We start from the raw sequence: 22,545 nt of genomic DNA, 5'->3' as shown, positions 1-22,545 counted from the left end.
GGATGAGCAGAAAATATTTTGGAACTGATGGCGTGCGTGGCCGTGTCGGCGAGTTTCCTATTACGCCAGAGTTTGCGATGAAGTTAGGCTGGGCCGCCGGCCGTGTGTTGTCACAGCGTGGCACCCGTAAAGTATTAATTGGCAAAGATACGCGTATCTCTGGTTATTTATTAGAAACAGCATTGGAAGCCGGTTTAATTGCAGCTGGTATCAACGTGCGTTTGCTGGGGCCGATGCCTACACCTGCGGTAGCTTATTTAACCCGTACATTCCGCGCTGAGGCCGGTATTGTGATCAGTGCTTCGCACAATCCCTATTATGACAACGGCATTAAGTTTTTCTCCGCTGATGGCACAAAATTACCGGATGAAGTTGAACTGGCGATTGAATACGAGCTGGAACAGCCGATGGTGTGCGAGTCATCGGAAAAACTGGGTAAAGCTCAGCGTATCGATGATGCTGCCGGGCGCTATATCGAGTTTTGTAAAAGCCACTTACCTAACCATTTATCATTAAGTGGCATGACAATTGTTATCGACTGCGCGCACGGTGCCACTTATCACATAGCACCTGCAGTGTTTAAAGAACTGGGTGCTGAAGTTATTGTAATTGGTGCCAGCCCGGATGGATTAAATATTAACGATCATTGTGGTGCCACCCATACTGAATTGCTGCAGAAAACTGTGGTGGAATGTAAAGCCGATCTCGGTATTGCTTATGACGGCGATGGTGACCGTGTCATGATGGTTGATCATACCGGCCGGGTTATTGATGGCGATGAAATTGTTTATATTATTGTCCGTGCTGCCAAAGAGCAGAATAAACTGCAAGGTGGCGTAGTAGGTACTTTAATGAGTAACCTGGGCCTGGAGCTGGCACTTAAAGAGTTAGGTATCCCGTTTGCCCGCAGTGCAGTAGGCGATCGCTACGTAATGGAGCTACTACGCGAAAACAACTGGCGTATTGGCGGTGAAAACTCAGGCCATGTATTGAATTTAGACCATACCTGCACCGGTGACGGCATTATTGCGTCACTGCAGGTGCTTACGGCAATGATTGAGGCGGGAATGACGCTGGCTGAATTTAGCCAGGGTATGCATAAGCTGCCACAAGTGCTGGTGAACGTAAAATTTGAAAAAGGCACTGCCCCGTTGGAAAAACAACATGTGAAGCAAGTGATTGCCGATGTTGAGGCCAAGCTGAATGGTTCAGGCAGGGTATTGATCCGTAAGAGTGGCACCGAACCATTGATCCGGGTAATGGTAGAAGGCGAAGATGCCACTGAAGTACGACAGTATGCCGAGCAGATTGCTGCTGCAGTAAAAATCGCCAGTTGATTGTCTGAATGCGCCATTAAAGCTTGTTTGCACCGGCGTGGTTGGTTAATATCGCGCCCGTCTAATTACAGGGAAACAGTACCATGCAACGCACACCACTGATCGCAGCGAACTGGAAAATGAACGGTTCAGCCGCACTGGTTGAGGAAATGGTCGAGGTGTTAACGGCGCTGCCGTTAGTAGAGCAAGCTGTTGTGGTATGTCCACCAGCCACGTTGTTAACACGCTTCCCTGCACTGTGTAATTTTGCTCTTGGCGGGCAGACATTAAGCCATGAAATAAGCGGTGCTTTTACCGGTGAACTCAGTGCTGATTTGCTGCAGGAAGCCGGAGCCAGCTATGTAATTGTCGGACATTCAGAGCGGCGTGCGTTAAATGGCGAAGGCAATGAACTTATCGCGGCTAAATTTTATCGTGCTGTTGCTGCGGGTTTAACACCGATACTTTGTATTGGTGAATCAGCAGCCGAGCGGCAACAAGAAAAAACGCAGCAGGTTCTTGCACGGCAACTTGATGCGGTGTATGCTTCGCAGCCCGAATTACTGGCGAAATCAGTGATTGCGTATGAACCCATATGGGCGATCGGCACAGGTGAGTCGGCAACGCCAGAACAGGCGCAAACGACACATGCTTTTATCAGGCAACATCTGGCCAGGTACAATGCGCAGTCAGCAGTAAGGGTAAAATTATTGTATGGCGGCAGTGTTAATGCAGACAATTTTGCTGCATTATTTCGCCAAGCCGACATAGACGGTGCTCTGATTGGCGGTGCAAGCCTAAAGCCAGCAGAATTTGCGCAAATTTGCCTTGCAGTTACAAAAGGTGCAAAGGAATAAGCATGTACGAAGTATTGATAGTAGTTTATTTGTTAGTTGCCATAGCTTTAATTGGTTTAGTGTTAATTCAGCATGGTAAAGGCGCGGACATGGGCGCGGCTTTTGGAGCAGGTGCTTCTGCTACCGTGTTCGGTTCGTCAGGTACAGGTAATTTTCTTACCAAAACCACTACTGTACTGGCCACTATCTTTTTTGTATTAAGCATAGTGCTGGGTAACTACAGCACGGGCAGCAAAAAGGTAGATGCCTGGGACGATTTGTCAGTACCCGTTACTGAGCAAGTTGAACCGAAAAAAGACGATACCAGCGATATTCCTGTAGGTAACTAATCCTCTTAATTTAGCCGAGGTGGTGAAATTGGTAGACACGCTATCTTGAGGGGGTAGTGTCTTCGGACGTGCGGGTTCAAGTCCCGCTCTCGGCACCAAATTTATCGACAGTTTGCCAAGGCAATGCTTGCGATAAGCCAGTCAGCGCTATATAATAAGCGCCAATTACGGACGCGGGATGGAGCAGCCTGGTAGCTCGTCGGGCTCATAACCCGAAGGTCGTCGGTTCAAATCCGGCTCCCGCAACCAACTTTGCAGTACAAAATAGTTTAATTGTATTTTAGTACTGAAGGTTGTCGGTTCGCTCTTAAATCTTGGGGCTCCCGCAACCAACTTCTTATGAAGTGATTAGATTTTCAATTAACATTGGCGATATGTTAGTTGATTGGATGCCCATTCGCCCCGCTAGTTCGGGGCGTTTTCGTATCTGCAGACTCAGTTTTACGCAGTAATGGGCTAAACGCCCTTTTTTTATTTACTGTTGTTGCCGCTGTTACTGACAAAGTAGCAGGTTACAGCAGAATTTCCGGAGGTCTCGTTGACTAAGCAAGAACAGACACTGACAGAGTTATTGCTGCCAACCGTTGAAGCCGCAGGCTTTGAGTTGTTGGGGCTTGAACTGGTACAGGCTGGTCGTCACTCAACTCTACGGCTGTATATTGAACACGTGGATGGTATCAATGTTGACGATTGTGCGCTGGTTAGCCGCGAAGTGAGTGCCATTTTAGATGTGGAAGATCCAATCACCAATGAATACCTGCTTGAGGTATCGTCACCAGGTCTGGATCGGCCATTGTTTACACCTGCCCATTTTCTGGCGGTGGTAGGGCAAAAAATTGAAGTAAAACTGGCTATTCCACAGGATGGCCGGCGTAAGTTTAAAGGCGTACTAACAGCTATTGAAGACGATATGTTGATAGTGGAAGTAGATGGCAAACCCTATCGTTTGCTGATGGATAACGTAGATAAAGCAAACGTGGTACCGGTGTTTTAAGGTATCGGGGCAAAGCGAGGCAACAAACAATGGCAAAAGAAATATTATTAGTTGTTGATGCAGTTTCAAACGAAAAATCTGTGCCACGGGAAAAGATCTTCCAGGCACTGGAGTTTGCACTGGCAGCGGCCACCAAGAAAAAGAATGAAGGCGATATTGAAGTTCGCGTTAATATAGACCGTAAGACAGGCTCTTATGAGACCTTCCGTCGCTGGCAGGTTATTCCTGACGATCAGGTGCAAGAGCACCCATACCGCGAAATGACGTTATCTGCGGCGCAGTACGACGACCCTTCGGTAAAGATTGGCGATTACTACGAAGAGCAAATTGACTCTATCGAATTTGACCGTATTACTACCCAGATGGCCAAGCAGGTAATCGTACAGAAAGTACGTGAAGCCGAGCGTTCACAGGTGGTAGAAGCTTATATTGACCAGGTGGGTGAATTAGTTACCGGCGTGGTGAAAAAAGTAAACCGTGACAGCATCATTGTTGATTTAGGTAACAACGCCGAGGCGATGTTAGGCCGTGATGAAATGCTCCCGCGTGAAACCTATCGCCCAGGCGATCGTATTCGTGCGTTGTTGTTTGAAGTAAAACCGGAAGCGCGTGGTGCTCAGTTGTTTTTAAGCCGGTCACGCCCGGAAATGCTACTGGAATTATTCCGCATTGAAGTGCCTGAAATCGGCGAAGAGATGATTGAACTGCGTGGCGCTGCCCGTGATCCAGGTGCCCGTGCCAAAATCGCCGTTAAGAGTAACGACCGTCGTATTGACCCGGTTGGTGCTTGTGTAGGTATGCGTGGTTCACGCGTGCAGGCTGTCTCTAACGAGCTGGCCGGTGAGCGGGTTGATATTGTGCTGTATGACGATAACGATGCGCAGTTTGTTATCAATGCCATGGCTCCGGCTGAAGTTGCCTCTATCATCGTTGATGAAGACACGCATTCAATGGATATCGCGGTAGAAGACGCCAACCTGGCAATGGCTATTGGCCGTAACGGCCAGAACGTACGTTTAGCCAGCCAGCTTACCGGCTGGGAACTGAACGTTATGTCGGTTAGCGCCATGAAGCAAAAACACCAGGAAGAAACCGCCAAGGTACGTCAGGTATTTGTTGATGCACTTGAAATTGACGAAGACTTTGCCGATGTGCTGGTAGATGAAGGTTTCTCCACACTGGAAGAAATTGCTTATGTACCAATCAGCGAGCTGTTAAGCATCGATGGTCTGGACGAAGCGACAGTGGAAGAGCTGCGTGGTCGTGCCAAAGCAGTATTAACCACCCGCGCTCTGGCCAGTGAGGAATCACTGGAAGATGCGCAACCCACTGAAGCGCTGTTAGCGCTGAAAGAATTAGATACCCATACAGCCTATGTTCTGGCCAGTAAAGGGGTAACAACGTTAGACGACCTGGCAGAGCTGGGTGTAGACGATTTACTGGAAATTGCCCCCATGTCGGAACAACAAGCCGCCGACCTGATTATGGCAGCCCGTAATATCGTTTGGTTTAGCGAAGAAAATAAGTAGTCAACGGAGGTAACAACACAAATGGCAGAAGTCACTATAGAAAAGCTAGCCAGTGATGTCGGTACTACTGTTGAGCGGTTAGTGCAGCAATTCGCTGATGCCGGTATCAGTAAAGCAGCCGGTCAGGTAGTCAGCGAAGATGAGAAAAAATCCCTGCTGGAACATTTAAGTGCTCAGCATGGTGGTAAGTCGGCAGAACCTGCGCGTTTAACATTAAAACGCAAAGAAAAAACGACACTAAGTGTAGCGGGTGGCGCAGGTCGTAACCGTGAGATTCAGGTTGAAGTGCGTAAGCAAAAAACTTACGTGAAAAAGCCGATAATTGACGAAGCGACATTAAAAGCGCAGGAAGAAGCGCGCTTGGCTGAAGAAAAAGCCCGTGCCGAAGCTGATCATGCCCGTGCTGAAGCAGATCGCAAAGCGAAAGAAATTGCTGCAGCTAAAGCAAAGGAAGAAGCCGAGCGCAAAGCTGCCGAAGCTAAACGTCGCGAAGATGCTAAGCAGGCCCAGCTGTTAAAAGACGATCCGGAAGAAGCGGCGCGTCGTGCCGCGAAAGAAGAAGCGCGTAAAGAAGCTGATCGTATTCGTCAGCAACAGGAAGCTGAAGCACTGCGTAAATTGGAAGAAGAAGCCGCTAAGCAGGCGGAAGCTGCGCGTAAGTTGGCAGAGGAAAATGGCGAACGTTGGGCACAGGAAGAAAAAGCCAAACCAGCGGATACCGATGATTACCACCTGACCAGCAACGAATTTGCCAAACAGGCAGAAGACGAAGTTGACGCTAAAGAAGAGCGTGCTGGCCGTCGTGGCGCCGGTAAAAAAGCGCCTGTTGTTAAAGGCAAGAAAAAAGACGATGCCAATGACAAAGAAGCCTTTAACCGTGCTAACCGTCATTCAAAGAAAAAGAAAACCCCGACCAGTATGCAGCATGGTTTTAATAAACCAGCCCAGCCGGTTGAGCGCGAAGTAAAAATTGGCGAAACCATCACTGTAGCTGAGCTGGCTGCTAAAATGGCCGTTAAAGCGTCTGAAGTGATTAAAGTGATGATGAAAATGGGCGCTATGGCGACCATTAACCAGGTCATTGATCAGGAAACTGCGGCTATTGTCTGTGAAGAAATGGGCCACAAGTTTACCCTGACCAAAGAAAACGAGCTGGAAGAAGCGGTAATGTCTGACCGCCAGGGTGAGGGTGCTCTGGAGCCTCGTGCGCCGGTAGTTACTGTTATGGGCCACGTTGACCACGGTAAAACCTCATTACTGGATTATATCCGTAAAGCTAAAGTAGCAGCCGGTGAAGCCGGTGGTATTACGCAGCATATCGGTGCTTATCATGTTGAAACTGACCGCGGTATGGTTACTTTCCTTGATACGCCAGGCCACGCGGCGTTTACGTCAATGCGTGCCCGTGGTGCCAAGGCAACCGATATCGTTATTCTGGTTGTTGCAGCCGATGATGGCGTAATGCCACAAACCAAAGAAGCTATCCAGCATGCAAAAGCCGCCGGTGTGCCAATCGTGGTTGCTGTGAACAAAATGGATAAGCCAGAAGCTGATCCGGATCGGGTACGTAATGAACTGTCGCAATTCGATGTTATTTCTGAAGAGTGGGGCGGTGACACGCAGTTTGTACCGGTGTCGGCAAAATCGGGCATGGGTATTGATGATTTACTTGAAGCCATTCTAAACCAATCTGAGCTGCTGGAATTAAAAGCGGTTAAAGAAGGTTTGGCCCGCGGTGTGGTTATTGAATCACGTCTGGACAAAGGCCGCGGCCCGGTAGCGTCTATCCTGGTACAGGAAGGTACACTGAAGCAGGGCGAAATCGTACTGTGTGGTTTTGAATACGGCCGGGTTCGTGCGATGCGTGACGAAAACGGTAAAGAAATCAAAACTGCCGGCCCGTCTATTCCGGTGGAAATCTTAGGTTTATCCGGTGTACCACAAGCCGGTGACGAAGTAACCGTAGTAAAAGACGAGCGTAAAGCACGTGAAGTGGCACTGTACCGTCAGGGTAAATTCCGCGATGTGAAACTGGCGCGTCAGCAGAAGTCTAAGCTGGAAAACATGTTCGCTAATATGACTGAAGGCGATGTGTCAGAGCTGAACATTGTACTTAAAGCAGACGTACAAGGTTCTGTTGAAGCTATCATTGAATCATTGATGAAGTTGTCTACCGACGAAGTTAAAGTGAAAATTGTTGGTAGCGGCGTGGGTGGAATTACTGAAACCGACGTTACGCTGGCAGCTGCTTCATCTGCGATTGTTATCGGCTTTAACGTCCGTGCCGATGGCACAGCGCGTAAACTGGTAGAAGATGAAGGTCTCGACTTACGTTACTACGGCATCATTTATGAGTTGTTAGATGAAGTGCGTGCGGCGATGACCGGCATGTTAGCACCTGAGTTTAAACAACAAATTATCGGCCTGGCACAGGTACGTGATGTGTTCCGTTCACCTAAGTTTGGCGCTATAGCCGGCTGTATGGTAACGGAAGGTGTGATCAAACGTAATGCGCCTATCCGTGTACTGCGTGACAACGTGGTTATTTTCGAAGGCGAACTGGAATCGCTGCGTCGCTTTAAAGATGACGTTAGTGAAGTACGTAACGGCTTTGAATGTGGTATCGGCGTGAAGAACTACAACGATGTGCGCGAAGGCGATCAGATCGAAGTGTTTGAAGTAATACAGGTTGAACGCACCCTGTAACAGGCAACGCAGCAATAAAACAGGGGCCTTTGGCCCCTGTTTTGTCTGCAACAGACAGTGGAAATACAGTTATGAAAGAATTCTCGCGGGTCGACAGACTGTCGCAGCAAATGAAAAAAGAAATGGCGGTGATCCTGCAACGCGAAATTAAAGATCCGCGCCTGCACAGTATGATTACGGTGTCAGACGTTGAGGTATCTCGCGACTTATCTCACGCCAAAGTGTTTGTAACCTTTTTAGGCCTCGCTGACGAGAAGGTTGAAGACAATCTTAAAATCCTCAACGATGCCTCGGGTTTTGTCCGCAGCTTAATTGGTAAACGTATTCAGGCGCGGATTGTGCCGCATATCCGTTTTGCCTTTGATGAGTCATTAAACGAAGGTATCCGCATGGCTACTTTAGTGAGTACGGCGCGGGCTGAAGATGACCGGCGCCGGCTGCAGTCAGGCCAGGCACTGGATGATGTGGCGGATGCAGCTGACAGCACCGATAATAGCAGTGACGAGCCGGCAAACTAATGGCACGGAAAAATGCCCGGGCCGTTAACGGCATTTTATTGTTAGACAAGCCGCTGGAAGTTAGCAGCAACGGTATTCTGCAGCGGGTACGCTGGCTGTTTCAGGCACAAAAAGCCGGCCATACCGGTGCACTGGATCCTATGGCTTCCGGTTTGCTGCCAATCTGCTTTGGTGAAGCTACCAAGTTCAGCCAGTTTTTGCTCGATACCGATAAAACCTATCTGGTTACGGCTAACTTTGGCATTCGTACCAACACCAGTGATGTTGAAGGCGAAGTGATCAGTGAAAAACCGGTGCAATTTAGCCAGGCGGAACTGGAGCAGGCGCTAACGGCGTTTCGTGGTGACATCTTACAGGTGCCTACGATGTTTTCAGCACTTAAATACCAGGGCCAGCCGTTATACCGCTATGCCCGTCAGGGTATTACCGTACCACGTGAAGCCAGGCCAATTAGTATTTTCCGCTTTGAGTTGCTGAAGTTCAGCGGCAGCACGGCCGATTTTATTGTGCATTGCTCTAAAGGTACTTATATCCGCACCCTGATAGATGACCTGGGCGAAGCGCTCGGTTGTGGCGCCCATGTGGGTGCCTTGCACCGTACTCAGGTTGGGCCTTTTAGTGCTGCGCAAATGGTTACGCCGCCGCAGCTGGATGTTTTGGCAGAACAATGCCATGCCAGTGGTGATTTTAACAATATGGACGCACTGCTGTTACCGCTGGACGCCGGTATTGTAAATATGCCGAAGCTGGTCCTGACAGAGCAGGAGCAACACCGGTTACAGCATGGCCAGAACTGTCAGGTAACAATGGCTGATATTGCAGCCATTAAGTTACATGGCGCAGGCGATAACTTCTTTGGTATTGGCCAGGTTGAACAAGGCGTGCTGAGCTCGCGGCGCTTATTAAATACCGCCACATTATCCTAAGGGTTGTGTAGCAGAAACGCCTTGTAAAAAAAGCAGTAAAATGCTATTATACGGCGGATTTTTTTGGGGTCTGCTGGATGAGTGATCGGCGATTCCCTGACTGTAGTTCACTCACATTTGGAGTTAAATATGTCTTTAAGCGCTGCTGATAAAGCAAAAATCGTTGCTGACTACGCTGTTAAGCAAGGCGACACAGGTTCACCAGAAGTACAGGTAGCCCTGTTAACTGCTTCTATTAACCACCTGCAAGGCCACTTCGCCCAGCACAAGCATGACTTCCACTCACGTCGTGGTTTGCTGCGTATGGTTAGCCAGCGTCGTAAGTTACTGGATTACTTAAAAGGTAAAGACCAGAGCCGTTACGCCACACTGATTGAGCGTTTAGGCTTACGCCGTTAATCGGTTTAAGTAAAAAAGGGGCTTTTAAGCCCCTTTTTTTAATTCAGCTTGTCAGGGTGCAGACTATTTTTCACTAAAGTTAACGATTGACTGAACTATCTTTCCGCTTTGGTTACAGAGTATACTAAGTAAGAATTAAACGACAAAAATGACATCGCAATTAGGCGATTAAGTAAAGGAAACAAACACGTGACTCCCATCGTAAAATCATTCCCGTTCGGCCAACATACTTTCACCTTAGAAACCGGCGTTATCGCCCGTCAGGCAGATGCCGCAGTACTGGCCAGCCTGGGTGATACATCAGTTTTAGTAACGGTAGTGGGTAAGAGAGAACCTAAGCCAGGTCAGGATTTCTTCCCGTTAACGGTAAATTATCAAGAAAAAATGTATGCTGCCGGCCGTATCCCTGGTGGTTTCTTTAAACGTGAAGGTCGCCCGTCAGAAGGCGAAACTTTAACTTCACGTTTAATCGACCGTCCAATTCGCCCGCTGTTCCCTGAAGGCTTTATTAATGAAGTGCAGGTTATTGCTACGGTAGTATCAGTACAGCCTGAAATTCAGCCGGACATCGTAGCGTTAATCGGTGCTTCTGCAGCGCTGGCGCTATCGGGTATTCCGTTTGCCGGCCCTATTGGTGCCGCCCGCGTGGGTTATATCAATAACCAGTATGTACTGAACCCGTCAGAAGAAGAGCTGAAAACCTCTAAATTAGACTTAGTAGTAGCCGGTACTGCCAGTGCAGTATTAATGGTTGAATCTGAAGCCGGTATTCTGTCTGAAGACGTAATGCTCGGTGCAGTAATGTATGGCCATGAGCAGATGCAAATTGCTATCAATGCCATTAACGAATTTGCTGCTGAAGGCGCTAAGCCAAAGTGGAACTGGCAATCACCGGCGAAAAACCTGCCGTTAATTGAAAAAATTGACGGTCTGGCGCGCGCGCAACTGGGCGAAGCTTATCAGATCACTGAAAAAGCCAAGCGCTATGAGCGTATCGGTGAGATCAAAACTGCGTTAGTAGAAAAACTGACTGCACAGCTGGCCGAAGGCGAAGAGCTGAACAAAAACGAAGTAGGCGAGATTTTCCACGATCTGGAATCTAAAGTAGTACGTGGCCGTATCACCAAAGGTGAACCACGTATCGACGGCCGTGACCCGGAAATGATCCGTGGTTTAAGCGTAATGACCGGCGTATTACCACGTACCCACGGTTCAGCGCTGTTTACCCGCGGTGAAACTCAGGCGCTGGTAACAGCGACTTTAGGTACTGCGCGTGATGCACAAAACATCGACGATTTGTTAAGTGCTAAAACCGACACCTTTATGCTGCATTACAACTTCCCGCCGTACTGCGTAGGTGAAACCGGCATGGTAGGCTCACCAAAGCGTCGCGAAATCGGCCACGGCCGTTTAGCCAAGCGTGGTGTATTAGCAGTAATGCCTGATTTCAATGACTTCCCGTACACAGTACGTATCGTGTCAGAAATCACTGAATCTAACGGTTCAAGCTCTATGGCATCAGTATGTGGCTCTTCTTTAGCACTGATGGACGCAGGCGTACCTATTAAAGCCTCTGTCGCCGGTATTGCCATGGGCCTGGTTAAAGAAGGCGATGATTTCGTTGTACTGTCTGACATCTTAGGTGATGAAGATCACTTAGGCGATATGGACTTTAAAGTAGCCGGTACTACCGATGGTATTACGGCACTGCAAATGGACATTAAGATCGACGGCATTACCAAAGAAATTATGCAAATTGCACTGAAGCAAGCTAAAGCTGCCCGTTTGCATATTCTGAACGTAATGGACCAGGCCATCAGTGGTCACCGCGAAGAGATGTCTGAATACGCTCCGCGTATTTACACCATGAAGATTAACCCGGAGAAAATCCGCGAAGTTATCGGTAAAGGTGGTGCGGTAATTCGTCAAATCACAGAAGAATCCGGCACAACTATCGAGTTGGAAGATGACGGCAGCATTAAAATTGCTGCGACCACTGCTAAAGCTGCACAAATTGCTATCGACAAGATCAACGCTATCACGGCCGAGATTGAAGTGGGTACCATTTATGAAGGTGAAGTAGTACGTATCGTTGACTTCGGTGCTTTTGTTAACGTACTGCCTGGCAAAGATGGTTTGGTACATATTTCGCAAATCTCTGATGAGCGCGTAAATAATGTATCTGAGCATTTAACCGTAGGCCAGAAAGTGGCGGTTAAGGTACTTGAAGTTGACAAGCAAGGTCGCGTACGCCTGAGTATCAAGGAAGCCAACGCTAAACCTTCTACTGAGTCTACGAATGTTGAAGAAAATGCCTGATAGGCTGTTACGCCGTGCAGCGCCTCTGGCGCTGCTGGTAACATTACTGGGTGGTTGTGCAACTACTCAGTCGGCTACCACCGGAGGCTGGCTAACGCCAGAGCCTCTGGCGGTATCTTACCGTACTGAACTGGCTATCGCTCGCTTAACTGAAATTCTGTACCGCGCCGAGCTATCAGAAGAGCAATCTGCTCAGCTGTATTATGATCGCGGTGTAATGTATGACAGTGTTGGCCTGCGCTCGCTGGCCCGGCTGGATTTTTTAAGAGCGTTGCGGTTAAAACCCGATATGGCAGATGCATACAACTTTGTTGGCATTCATCATACCGTTAGCGGTGATTTTGACTCGGCATACGAAGCTTTTGATTCTGCGCTGGAGCTGGCCCCTGAGCACGAGTTTGCTTATTTAAACCGTGGTATTGCACTGTATTATGCCGGTAAAACAGAGTTAGCCGTAGGCGATTTTGAACGGTTTCTGGCGTTAAAACCGACAGATGCATACCGTGTAATATGGCTATACCTGGCGCAAAGCGAACTGTCCGCAGAGCAGGCGCAGCAGCAATTGCAGCAGCGTGCACTGATATTGGATCAGGCCGAATGGTCTACTAATATTGTGCAGTTTCTGGCCGGGGAGATGACAGAAAGCGCTTTACTGGACTCGGTAATGCAGGATTTATCTGGCCCGCAATTACTGGCAGAGCGTTTATGTGAAGCGTATTTCTATCTGGCCAAGTGGCATGAAAGCAAGCAACAACCCGAGCAGGCGCTGGAGTACTATAAAAAAGTACTGGCAACCAATGTATTCGAGTTTGTTGAACATCGTTATGCCCGGTTAGAAATGGCAAGGTTGCGTGGTGAAAACACCAGCCCTGAAGGTTTCGATGAACCTTAAGTGGTTTGTCAGTACGCGAATTAAAAGCCAGCTTGCTGGCTTTTTTGCATTTATATTACTCAGTGCCTGCCAGCCCACACCTGATAGCGAGGCAGTGCTGATGCAGCAGGCACAGACAGACGCTGGCGCAGCTATGACATTAGCCCGCCAGCGGCTTGCCAGCGCTGAATATGACGCAGCACTGCACTGGATGCGCCAGGCTGCGCATTTAGGTGATAGCCAGGCCTTGCAGCATGCGCTGCAATTACAACAGCGCCAGCAGGGGCGGCTGGCCACTGCACAGTGGTTACAACAGCAGCTTGATAGCAACACTATGGCAGTAAGCGCTGTTTCGGCTGCCCAGCGCGCAGAGCTGGGGCTATGGCAGGGTAATAACGCAAGCTCTGCTGGTTATCAGCACCCACAAGGCTGTCAGCTAACCTTGCAACCTGTTGCCAGCCAGCAAGCTGGGGTGGATACCTGGCAGCAACTGTTGCAGCAATGGCAAAATGACGCCCAGTTGTCGCAATTAGCAGTATGTTTTTTACCCCTGCATACCATCAATAGCACCTCACTGCAGTGCTCAGAAGACAGCAACAGCCTGCTGCAATGCCGTTATCAGGCGCTGGAACAACTGGTCGCTAATGGCGATTTCAGCCAGTTAGTGGTGGTGGCCGGGCGGGGTAAAGCCAGTTATAACAACGGTATTTTGCAACTGCCGGATAACGCCAGTCTGGCGCTGTTGCGTCATGAATTTATGCATATACTCGGTTTTATCGACGAATATCAGCTGCCTGAAGCCACAGCACAGCAGCTGTGTAGAAGCGGAAAATTTTACCCTAATATTATTGTTACAGAATCGGCTAATGCAGACGTTTCAGCCTATTTGCAGCAATGGCAGCTTGGTGCAGAGGATATCACCTTAACGGCGGTAGAGAGCTGCAAACATACGCCTTTGCAGGCATATCGGATGGTGGCAGAAAGTAATCTGATGCGCTCATTTGAGCTGCAGATGCCGCCGCTGTATTTTCAGCTGGCACAACAGATCCTAAAACAACCGCAAGAGCTGATGCCGGTGCAGTATTACTTTGCCTATCTGGCCCGGCAGCAACAAAACTGGCAACGCTGGCAGCATTATATGCAGCAGGCCTCAGAGCTGGGCTACAGCGAAGCCCAACAAGCGCTGGCACCCTGATTAGCCGGCGCTTAGCTCCGACAACTCGCGGCTTAGCAGCTCAGCGTCACCCAGATTAAGCTCCAATAAGCGGCGCAGGTGCGATACGCTTTCAATATCAATTTTCTCGCAGTGTAAACCCACCACAGTATCAGAGGTATGCGCCACGCTAACTTTCATACTTAATTCTATCGGCAGCTCGTTCAACTGTATACGCAGTAACATCTGTTTAGGTAACGACGGCGGCCAATCGTCAGGCTTTTTAATCAGGGCGCCCTGCAATGACAAATCCAGCACTTCAGTGGCCAGGCTATGGCTGCCAATATCCAGATGGGCTTTACCCTGAAAGCTTACCCGGCTAAATCGTCTGTGTTCCATGGTTTTCCCCTTAAAGTTGTAAAGAAGCATAGCGGCTTTTCACCGAAACAACAGCATGCAGTGCTGGCCAGTATAAACCTGCTATCGCAGCAACGAAAGTGCTGCAAGTTGTTGTTGGTAAAAGCGGAGTAAGTTATGGCGGGTGCTTGTGGATATAAAATTGTGCAGCAGTGTAATAAATAGCCGTATCAGTAACAGGCAAGGCAGCGATAAAAAAATGCGCCCTAGAGCGCATTTTTCTAACAGCTAGATTAGCTCGCTATTAACTAATATCTTCACCGGCTGCCTGGCGATCGGCGTGATAACTTGACCGCACAAACGGGCCGCTGGCGACGTGTTTAAAGCCGAGTTCATAAGCAATACGTTTAATTTCGTCAAATTCGGCTGGTGGCATGTACCTTTTTACCGGTAAGTGGTGCTTACTCGGTTGCAGGTACTGGCCTACGGTGAGCATATCGACATCGTGCTCGCGCAGGTCTTTTAATACTTCGATCAGCTCTTCAGTGGTTTCACCCAGGCCGACCATTAAACCGGATTTGGTCGACACTTCAGGGTGAGCGGCTTTAAAGCGTTTTAACAGCTGCAGTGACCACTTATAATCGGCACCCGGGCGGGCCAGCTTGTATAGCCTTGGGGCCGTTTCCAGGTTGTGGTTAAATACGTCTGGTGGTGTCTGGGTTAAAATATCCAGTGCAGTATCCATACGGCCACGGAAGTCAGGTACCAGTACTTCAATTTTAATGGTTGGGTTGTGTTTGCGTATTTCGCTGATACAGTCGGCAAAGTGCTGAGCGCCGCCGTCACGTAAGTCATCGCGGTCAACCGAGGTTATTACCACGTATTTTAAATTCATATCGCGGATGGTTAAGGCCAGTTTTTCCGGCTCTTCGGCACTTGGTGGCAACGGCCGGCCGTGGGCAACATCACAAAACGGGCAGCGACGGGTGCAGATGGCACCCAAAATCATAAAGGTAGCAGTGCCGTGGTTAAAGCATTCGGTCAGGTTAGGGCAGGCGGCTTCTTCACATACAGAATGCAGGCCGTGCTTGCGCAGGGCGCCTTTGATCTGATCGATGCGCTCTGAGCTTTTTGGCAGTTTGATCTTCAGCCACTCAGGTTTACGCAGCATTTGTTCTGGCTCGGTTGGCAGCACCTTAATAGGAATTAAGGCCATTTTGTCAGCGTCGCGCAGTTTAACGCCCGGTTCCATACGTGCAGTTTTAGTCATTTTGCCAATCTAACCCTGTAGTGTGCTGCAGTGTGGCTACATTCAGTTGCTGCGAAAAACACTGCACTATTCGTTGTTTGGCCTCTGCAATGCTTTGCGGGCCGCCTAAATCTTTACTTTGGATCATTTGTAATCCGGCATAACCACAGGGGTTAATGCGTGAAAACGGGCTTAAATCCATATCTACATTCAGTGCCAGGCCGTGAAAGGTGCAACCTTTGCGCACCCGCAGCCCTAAAGAGGCAATTTTACCACCGTCAACATACACGCCGGGCGCATCAGGCTTGGCGTAGGCATTAATGCCATAGGCCGACAGCAACTGAATAAGCACCTGTTCCAGCAGAGTTACCAACTGACGTACACCCATATTACGCCGCTTTAAATCCAGCAACACGTACACCATTAACTGGCCGGGGCCGTGATAAGTTACCTGGCCGCCACGGTCGACTTTTACCACCGGAATATCACCGGGGAACAGCAAGTGTTCTTCTTTACCGGCCTGGCCCTGGGTAAATACCGGCTGGTGCTCCAGCAGCCATAGCTCGTCGGCGGTGTCGCTATTACGCTGATCAGTAAATTGCTGCATGGCTTGCCACACTGTGGTGTAGTCCTGCACGCCAAGCTCTCTGATGATCAGTTGCTCTGCTACCGTTGGCTCTGTTGTCACCTGTTGTCCGGCCTTATGTGAAACGCTGTGCATTATACCGCCTTATGCGCGCAATACGAATGGCTGAGTTGCAGGTACTGGCTTACAGTACGTAACGCACCAGTTCAATTTTGCCAAGCTCGGTGTACAGCAGTTCAATATGCTGCTTGCTGGTAACTGTTACGCTAACTGAAACTGCATGATAAGTGCCTTTGCTGCTGGGTTTAACGGCCGGGCTATAGTCACCGGCATCAGTATGCTGGCGCACGACGGCCATGACCTGATCGACCAGGGCGTCATCGGCCACCCCCAGTACTTTAAAACTGAACTGACAGGGGAATTCCAGATATTCATCAAACTTAGTGTCTTTAACTTCGTGCGCCATTTTTGTCTCACTATCACGGCGTTTGCCGTTGCCTTACCATTTTGGCCTGATTGTAACAAAAAATCCCGGCTATTGCCGGGACTTAGAACGCTATAATCTGGGCGAATTAATTAAACTGCATTTTAATATAATCAATCATCCGGCTGAAGAAACCGCCTTCGGCTACGTCTTCCAGCGCCACCAGTGGATAAGTTGCTATATCTTCGCCATTAAGCTTCAGATAAATAGTACCCACCTGCTGGCCTTTGGTTATGGGGGCAAGCAGCTGCTGATTCAAGGTGAAATCGGCCTGCAGGTTTTTGCGCTGGCCACGTGGAATAGTAACCTGGGCCGATTGCAGGATGCCTAACTGGATATTCTCTTTTTCGCCTTGCCAGATACGCTGTTCAGCAAATTTCTCACCGGCCTGATAAGGCGAGAAGGTTTCAAAAAAGCGAAAGCCGTAAGTGAGTAACTTTTTATTTTCACTCTGGCGCGCGCGTTCGCTGTTAGTGCCCATAACAACAGACACTAAGCGCATGCCGTCACGGGTGGCTGAGGTAATTAAGCTAAAGCCGGCTTCGCTGGTGTGGCCGGTTTTAATGCCGTCTACTTCCAGGCTGCGATCCCACAACAGTGAGTTACGGTTGTATTGTTTGATGTTGTTGTAGGAAAATTCTTTTTCAGAATATAAAGCGTATTCATCCGGTACGTCACGGATTAGCGCGGCCGATAATTTGGCCATGTCACGTGGGGTTGAAAAGTTCTCGGCACTTGGCAGGCCGTGGCTGTTGCCAAAGCGGCTGCTGGTCATGCCCAGGCGCTGGGCATGGGCGTTCATTAAGTCAACAAAGGCGCTTTCGCTACCGGCAATGTGTTCTGCCAGTGCAACACAGGCGTCGTTACCAGACTGAATAATAATGCCTTTGTTTAAGTCGGCTACCGATACTTGAGTGCCCACCTCAATAAACATTAACGATGAACCGGGGAAGTTCTTTGCCCAGGCATTTTCACTGATGGTCACCATATCTTCGTTGGTGATATTGCCATTTTTCAGCTCAGTGCCGATAACATAGCTGGTCATCATTTTGGTTAAACTGGCCGGGGCCAGCGACATGTCGGCATTTTGCTCGGATAACACCTTGCCGGTATCAAAATCGATCAGAATATGGCCTTTGGCTGCAACTTCAGGTGGCTGCGGAATAACCGTCTGGGCAATAGCAGACAAGCTGAAGCTGGCACTGGCAAGGGAAACGGCGGCGACGGCAAAAATATGGCAATAACTTTTCATGAGACCTGTTCTTTTTTAATCGTTATGTTTAATCAGATGTCAGCTGCACTGACGGCTATCAAAAAAATATGCATCCGGGAAAGACCCGGACTTTAACTGTTGCAGCCATTGCTGCGCTTGCTGCTTATTAGCAGTAGGACCGACTAATAAGCGAAAAATTCCGCTGCCCGGCTGTATTTCACTGGGCAGTGCTTGCTCGCGTTGCAGTTTTTGCTGCAACTGGCTAAGGCGGTTGCTGTCTGAACTGGCCAGCACCTGAATAAAGCAACTGCTGGTTTGAGATGGCAAAGCTCCCGGGACTGCAGCCTGCGCATACATGGCGGGCGATTGTAGCAGTTCCAGCTGAACTCTGGCTGTACCCTGCTGCAGCATGCCTATTTTATGCGCGGCTGAGTAGGATAAATCAATAACCCGGTCGCGGTGAAACGGGCCGCGATCGTTAACCCGTACTATGGCCGACTTATTGTTGTCCAGATTGGTTACTTTAACATAAGACGGCAAAGGCAGGGTTTTATGTGCCGCACTCATGGCAAACATATTGTAAGTTTCGCCATTGGACGTCAGATGGCCATGAAACTTATTGCCATACCAGGAGGCGATACCAATTTCACGGTGATCAGTACTTTGCACCAGTGGCGTATAATGTTGGCCAAACAAACTGTAGGGCCGGTTACCGCCACGGCTAAGCGGTTCTGCCTGGGGGACAGGATCCGTCATTTCCAGCATGGTAGGCAGGCGCGGTGGAATGCTGTCTTTTTTTTGCTGATAACGTCCGGCGTTCGGCTCGGGTTCTGCTGTGGTTGTGGTACTGCTACGTTTACTGCTACAGGCGCTGAGTAAAGCCAGTACTGAAAGAGTTAACATTAAATATTTCATTAAGGCGCCGCCAACATGCGTTTATGAGTTCCTACCGACATTATTACACCAAAGGCTGCCATCAGTGTCACCATCGACGTGCCGCCAAAACTGATTAAGGGTAAAGGCACACCTACCACCGGTAACAGGCCTGATACCATGCCTATATTAACAAATACATAAACAAAAAATGTCAGCGTAAAGCTGCCGGCTACCAACTTGCTGTAGTTATCCTGTGCCCTACTGGAAATAATCATGCAGCGCACAATAATAAACAAGTAAATTGCCAGCAACATCAACACACCCAGCATGCCAAACTCTTCACTGAGAACAGCAAAAATAAAATCGGTATGGCGCTCGGGTAAAAACTCCAGTTGTGATTGTGTACCATGCAGCCAGCCTTTGCCGTCAAAGCCGCCGGAGCCGATAGCAATTTTCGACTGAATAATATGGTAACCGGAGCCCAGCGGGTCGCTTTCCGGGTTTAGGAATGTCAGTACACGCTGGCGCTGATATTCGCGCATTAAAAACAGCCACAGTATGGGCAAAAATGCCGAAATCAAACCTGCTACCACAGCAATAAGACGCCAGCTCATACCGGATAAAAACAGCACAAAAACACCGGCCGTGGCTATCAGAATGGATGTGCCCAAATCCGGTTGCTGGGCAATAAGCAAGGTAGGAACAATACATAGCAGCGCCCCGCCAAGCAGGTGCCAGATCCGTGGGGGTAAGCTGTGCGATGCAATAAACCAGGCAACCGCCATAGGCACAGCAAGTTTCATCACCTCTGAAGGCTGAAACATCATAAAGCCCAGATCCAGCCAGCGCTGCGCGCCCTTACCAACACTGCCTACCAGCATTACCGCTACCAGTAACGCTACGCCGACCAAAAACAGCGGAAAAGACCAGCGTTTTAACGTTTGTGGCTTGATTTGGGCGAAAGCAACCATCACGGCCAGTGCTATGCCCAGGCGTATAATCTGCCGCTCCATCATCACAATGCTTTGGCCAGAGGCGCTGTATAACACCATTAAACCAAAGCCTATCAGCGCCAGTAAGCCCAATAATAAAGGCGTGTCGATATGAAACTGTGCCAGCCGGCTGTGCCGGGCGTTGCCGGTGAAATCATCATTCATCGGTGTTTACTCCGGCAGTAAAATAGTAATCCATCAACTGGCGGGCCAGCGGTGCGGCATTACTACCACCACCACCGGCATTTTCCAAAGCTACTACCACCAGTATTGTTGGTTTGTCATGCGGGGCATAACCCAGATACATAGCGTTGTCGCGCAGGCGCTCGTCAATGGCATCGGCGTCATATTTGGCATCTTGTGCTATGGCGGCCAGCTGCGCGGTGCCGGTTTTACCGGCTGAGCTGTATTGTGCACCAATAAAGGCTCTGTGTGCGGTGCCACCCAATATACTTACTGTCTGGTGCATGGTGTCCATAACAACGGCATAGTTTTGCTCATTTTCAACCTCCAGCACCTGCCTTGGCGGTAAATTATTGGCGGCAGTAGTTTCACCATTGCTAAAGGCAGTAACCATATGCGGTGTAACTAATTTACCGCGGTTAAGTAAAGGCGTAGTGGCAACCGCAAGCTGTAATGGTGTGGTGGTCCAGTAACTCTGGCCTATGCTCAGGGGTACGGTGTCGCCGGGATACCAAGGTTGGTTGTGCCGTGCCCGTTTCCAGCCGCGCGATGGCATATTAGCGCTGCTTTCTTCCAGAATATCTATGCCGGTTTTTTCGCCAAAACCCATTTTGTGCATGTATTCGGAAATGCGGTCAATACCCAGCTTAATGCCCATATCATAAAAGAAGGTGTCGCAGCTTTTGGTAATCGCGGTGTAAATATCAACCCAGCCATGGCCCCAGCGGATATGGTCACGAAAACGGTGGTCGCTGTTAGGCAGCGTATAATAGCCAGGGTCCCAGATTTTGGTGCTGGTTGTAATGGTGCGGGTTTCCAGCCCCAGCAAGGCCAGATGCGGCTTAATGGTAGACGCTGGCGGGTAAACACCCTGAGTCACGCGGTTGATCAGCGGCCGGTCACGTGAGTTAAGTAATTCGTTGTAATTAGCCGAGCTGATACCATGCACAAACAAATTGGCGTCGTAACTGGGGTTACTGTAAAACGCCAGCACGGCACCATCACGTGGATCTATAGCCACTATTGCGCCGCGGTGCTGTTTTAGGATCTGTTGCGCAGTTAGCTGCAGCCCGACATCCAGCCCAAGATAGATATTCTGGCCAGAAACAGCGGGCACCGAGCGCAGCACCCGGATTAACCGGCCGCGGTTGTTAACTTCTACTTCCTGATATCCCATGGTGCCGTGCAACTCGCGCTGGTAAAAGCGTTCCAGGCCAATTTTACCGATATCGCGGCTGGCGGCATAGTTTGCTGCCTCGCCATCCAGTTCCAGTTGCTGTAATTCACGGGTGTTTATTTTGCCGATATAACCCAGGGCATGGGTAAACAGATCGCCAAACGGATAATGCCGGCTTAAGCGGGCTTCTACAGTGACACCAGGAAAACGATGCTGGTTCACCGCCAGAATGGCCACTTCCTGATCATTAAGCTGTTCTTTTAGCGTGATGCTGTTAAAGCGTCGCTGCGCTCTGACCTGTTTTAAAAAGGCATCTTGCTGCTCGGCGCTAAACTCAATTAATGCTGCCAGTTCAGCCAGCGTGGCCGTCATATCTTTAATCTGCTCTGGCACCAGCTCCAGTGAAAATACCGGCCGGTTCTCTGCCAGCAAAATACCGCTTCGGTCATAAATAAGGCCGCGATTCGGTGCCAGCGGCACCACTTTAATGCGGTTACCTTCAGAGCGGGTTTGGTAATCCTGGTAAGACACAACCTGTAGTTGATATTGGTTAAATACAATAATGCTAAACATCAGCACGACAAACAGAATGGCAAAAACCGCCCGTTGATTAAACAAACGGCTTTCGGCGGCAAAATCCTGAATGGCAACGCGCTTTTTAAACATCTTTACTCGCGATGATAAGGATGGTTAGTACAGATGCTCCAGGCCCGGTACAGGCTTTCGGCAAGTACCACCCGCACCAGCGGGTGCGGTAAGGTCAGTGCTGACAGCGACCATTTTGCTTCACTGGCGGCAATACAGGCTGGTGCCAGGCCTTCAGGGCCGCCAACCAGTAAACACACATCGCGGCCATCACGCTGCCAGTCGGTAAGCTTGGCGGCAAGGGTGGGGCTGCTCCAGTTATCGCCTGTTACCTCCAGCGTAACTATTTTGCTGGCGCGCGGTACGGCTGCCAGCATTTTTTCGCCTTCCTGTTCCAGAATGCGTTTAATGTCGGCATTTTTACCGCGTTTGCCGGCCGGAATTTCAACTAATTCCAGTGGCATATCACGCGGAAAGCGTCTGGCATATTCGTCAAAACCGGTTTGTACCCAGGCGGGCATTTTGTTGCCTACAGCAATCAGCACTAACTTCATGTCAGCCTAGGCGCTCCAAAGCTTTTCCAACTGGTAAAAACTGCGGGTTTCTTCCAGCATCACATGCACTACCACATCGTCTAAATCCAGTAATACCCATTCGCCGGATGCCTGGCCTTCAATGCCTAGCGTTGGCAGGCCGGCTTTTTTGGCTTCGCCAGCCACATAATCAGCAATAGATTTAGTGTGACGGTTTGATGTGCCGGAGCACACTATCATAAACTCAGTGACACTGGATTTGCCGCGCACGTCTAAAGTCACGATATCGCGGCCTTTCATGTCGTCAATTTTGTCCTGAATAAAACTTACCAGTTCGGCTGTTTGCACCCTGATTCCTCTGCGCGTTAAAAAAGCGGCATTTTAGCACAGTTT

At 49.4% G+C, this 22,545-nt stretch carries 22 protein-coding genes and 2 tRNA genes; 14 read left to right on the top strand and 10 right to left on the bottom strand.

Translation table 11 applies throughout. The features are described from left to right. The first annotated feature begins 2 nt into the window (after positions 1–2). From glmM to MJX74_RS12360, 14 genes are all read left to right on the top strand, one after another. On the top strand, positions 3–1,337 hold the full coding sequence (gene glmM, locus MJX74_RS12425) for a phosphoglucosamine mutase (protein WP_240223155.1): 1,335 nt from the start codon (positions 3–5) through the stop codon (positions 1,335–1,337). Positions 1,338–1,420: 83 nt separating this feature from the next. Beyond that, positions 1,421–2,173 carry a triose-phosphate isomerase gene (gene tpiA / locus MJX74_RS12420; protein ID WP_240223154.1) on the top strand — a complete coding sequence of 251 codons (753 nt, stop codon included), beginning with the start codon at positions 1,421–1,423 and terminating at the stop codon, positions 2,171–2,173. Positions 2,174–2,175: 2 nt separating this feature from the next. Next, positions 2,176–2,502, top strand: a complete 327-nt coding sequence (gene secG / locus MJX74_RS12415) for a preprotein translocase subunit SecG (protein ID WP_240223153.1) — start codon at positions 2,176–2,178, stop codon at positions 2,500–2,502. Between the two features lie 13 nt (positions 2,503–2,515). Further along, positions 2,516–2,600: transfer RNA gene (locus tag MJX74_RS12410), tRNA-Leu, on the top strand. Between the two features lie 74 nt (positions 2,601–2,674). After that, a tRNA-Met gene (locus MJX74_RS12405) sits at positions 2,675–2,751 on the top strand. A 289-nt stretch (positions 2,752–3,040) separates the two neighbouring features. Then, a complete protein-coding gene (gene rimP, locus MJX74_RS12400) occupies positions 3,041–3,496 on the top strand; it encodes a ribosome maturation factor RimP (protein WP_240223152.1) in 456 nt (151 codons plus the stop codon). A gap of 29 nt (positions 3,497–3,525) precedes the next feature. Then, entirely contained in the window at positions 3,526–5,025 is a 1,500-nt protein-coding gene (nusA, locus tag MJX74_RS12395; RefSeq protein WP_240223151.1) for a transcription termination factor NusA, read from the top strand. Between the two features lie 21 nt (positions 5,026–5,046). Next, positions 5,047–7,731, top strand: coding sequence for a translation initiation factor IF-2 (gene infB, locus MJX74_RS12390; protein ID WP_240223150.1), 2,685 nt, complete (start codon positions 5,047–5,049; stop codon positions 7,729–7,731). A gap of 71 nt (positions 7,732–7,802) precedes the next feature. Next, positions 7,803–8,249, top strand: coding sequence for a 30S ribosome-binding factor RbfA (rbfA, locus tag MJX74_RS12385; protein ID WP_240223149.1), 447 nt, complete (start codon positions 7,803–7,805; stop codon positions 8,247–8,249). Then, positions 8,249–9,175 carry a tRNA pseudouridine(55) synthase TruB gene (gene truB, locus MJX74_RS12380; protein ID WP_240223148.1) on the top strand — a complete coding sequence of 309 codons (927 nt, stop codon included), beginning with the start codon at positions 8,249–8,251 and terminating at the stop codon, positions 9,173–9,175. Before rbfA ends, truB begins: the two co-directional genes overlap by 1 nt. 129 nt (positions 9,176–9,304) lie before the next feature. Then, positions 9,305–9,574 carry a 30S ribosomal protein S15 gene (gene rpsO, locus MJX74_RS12375; RefSeq protein ID WP_092794585.1) on the top strand — a complete coding sequence of 90 codons (270 nt, stop codon included), beginning with the start codon at positions 9,305–9,307 and terminating at the stop codon, positions 9,572–9,574. A gap of 189 nt (positions 9,575–9,763) precedes the next feature. Continuing rightward, the gene (gene pnp, locus MJX74_RS12370) at positions 9,764–11,893 is read left to right on the top strand and encodes a polyribonucleotide nucleotidyltransferase (protein WP_240223147.1); all 2,130 of its coding nucleotides are present in this window, start codon (positions 9,764–9,766) and stop codon (positions 11,891–11,893) included. Continuing rightward, positions 11,874–12,785 (top strand): lipoprotein NlpI, encoded by a 912-nt coding sequence (gene nlpI / locus MJX74_RS12365; RefSeq protein ID WP_240223146.1) that lies wholly within the window; start codon positions 11,874–11,876, stop codon positions 12,783–12,785. Before pnp ends, nlpI begins: the two co-directional genes overlap by 20 nt. Next, positions 12,775–13,959, top strand: coding sequence for a hypothetical protein (locus MJX74_RS12360; RefSeq protein ID WP_240223145.1), 1,185 nt, complete (start codon positions 12,775–12,777; stop codon positions 13,957–13,959). Before nlpI ends, MJX74_RS12360 begins: the two co-directional genes overlap by 11 nt. Here the strand turns inward: MJX74_RS12360 and MJX74_RS12355 are convergent, their stop codons facing one another. From MJX74_RS12355 to rsfS, 10 genes are all read right to left on the bottom strand, one after another. Further along, positions 13,960–14,316, bottom strand: a complete 357-nt coding sequence (locus MJX74_RS12355) for a PilZ domain-containing protein (protein ID WP_240223144.1) — start codon at positions 14,314–14,316, stop codon at positions 13,960–13,962. A gap of 262 nt (positions 14,317–14,578) precedes the next feature. Continuing rightward, positions 14,579–15,544, bottom strand: coding sequence for a lipoyl synthase (gene lipA, locus MJX74_RS12350; RefSeq protein ID WP_240223143.1), 966 nt, complete (start codon positions 15,542–15,544; stop codon positions 14,579–14,581). Beyond that, the gene (gene lipB / locus MJX74_RS12345; protein ID WP_240223142.1) at positions 15,537–16,244 is read right to left on the bottom strand and encodes a lipoyl(octanoyl) transferase LipB; all 708 of its coding nucleotides are present in this window, start codon (positions 16,242–16,244) and stop codon (positions 15,537–15,539) included. Before lipB ends, lipA begins: the two co-directional genes overlap by 8 nt. A gap of 49 nt (positions 16,245–16,293) precedes the next feature. Further along, complete coding sequence (gene ybeD, locus MJX74_RS12340) at positions 16,294–16,575, bottom strand: DUF493 family protein YbeD (protein WP_240223141.1); 282 nt, start codon at positions 16,573–16,575, stop codon at positions 16,294–16,296. 106 nt (positions 16,576–16,681) lie between these two features. After that, positions 16,682–17,845 carry a serine hydrolase gene (locus MJX74_RS12335; protein WP_240223140.1) on the bottom strand — a complete coding sequence of 388 codons (1,164 nt, stop codon included), beginning with the start codon at positions 17,843–17,845 and terminating at the stop codon, positions 16,682–16,684. 39 nt (positions 17,846–17,884) lie between these two features. Then, complete coding sequence (locus tag MJX74_RS12330) at positions 17,885–18,721, bottom strand: septal ring lytic transglycosylase RlpA family protein (RefSeq protein WP_240223139.1); 837 nt, start codon at positions 18,719–18,721, stop codon at positions 17,885–17,887. Next, a complete protein-coding gene (rodA, locus tag MJX74_RS12325; protein WP_240223138.1) occupies positions 18,721–19,839 on the bottom strand; it encodes a rod shape-determining protein RodA in 1,119 nt (372 codons plus the stop codon). Before rodA ends, MJX74_RS12330 begins: the two co-directional genes overlap by 1 nt. Then, positions 19,832–21,700, bottom strand: coding sequence for a penicillin-binding protein 2 (gene mrdA, locus MJX74_RS12320; RefSeq protein ID WP_240223137.1), 1,869 nt, complete (start codon positions 21,698–21,700; stop codon positions 19,832–19,834). Before mrdA ends, rodA begins: the two co-directional genes overlap by 8 nt. Positions 21,701–21,702: 2 nt before the next feature. Next, a complete protein-coding gene (gene rlmH, locus MJX74_RS12315) occupies positions 21,703–22,173 on the bottom strand; it encodes a 23S rRNA (pseudouridine(1915)-N(3))-methyltransferase RlmH (protein WP_240223136.1) in 471 nt (156 codons plus the stop codon). 6 nt (positions 22,174–22,179) lie between these two features. After that, the gene (rsfS, locus tag MJX74_RS12310; RefSeq protein ID WP_068228951.1) at positions 22,180–22,500 is read right to left on the bottom strand and encodes a ribosome silencing factor; all 321 of its coding nucleotides are present in this window, start codon (positions 22,498–22,500) and stop codon (positions 22,180–22,182) included. Positions 22,501–22,545: the final 45 nt, after the last annotated feature.

Origin of the sequence: Rheinheimera hassiensis (genome assembly GCF_022436675.1) — a bacterium.
Lineage (GTDB): Bacteria > Pseudomonadota > Gammaproteobacteria > Enterobacterales > Alteromonadaceae > Alishewanella > Alishewanella hassiensis.
The sequence above is the reverse complement of the archived record's forward strand: the minus strand, read 5'-3'. Positions and strand labels throughout refer to the sequence as shown.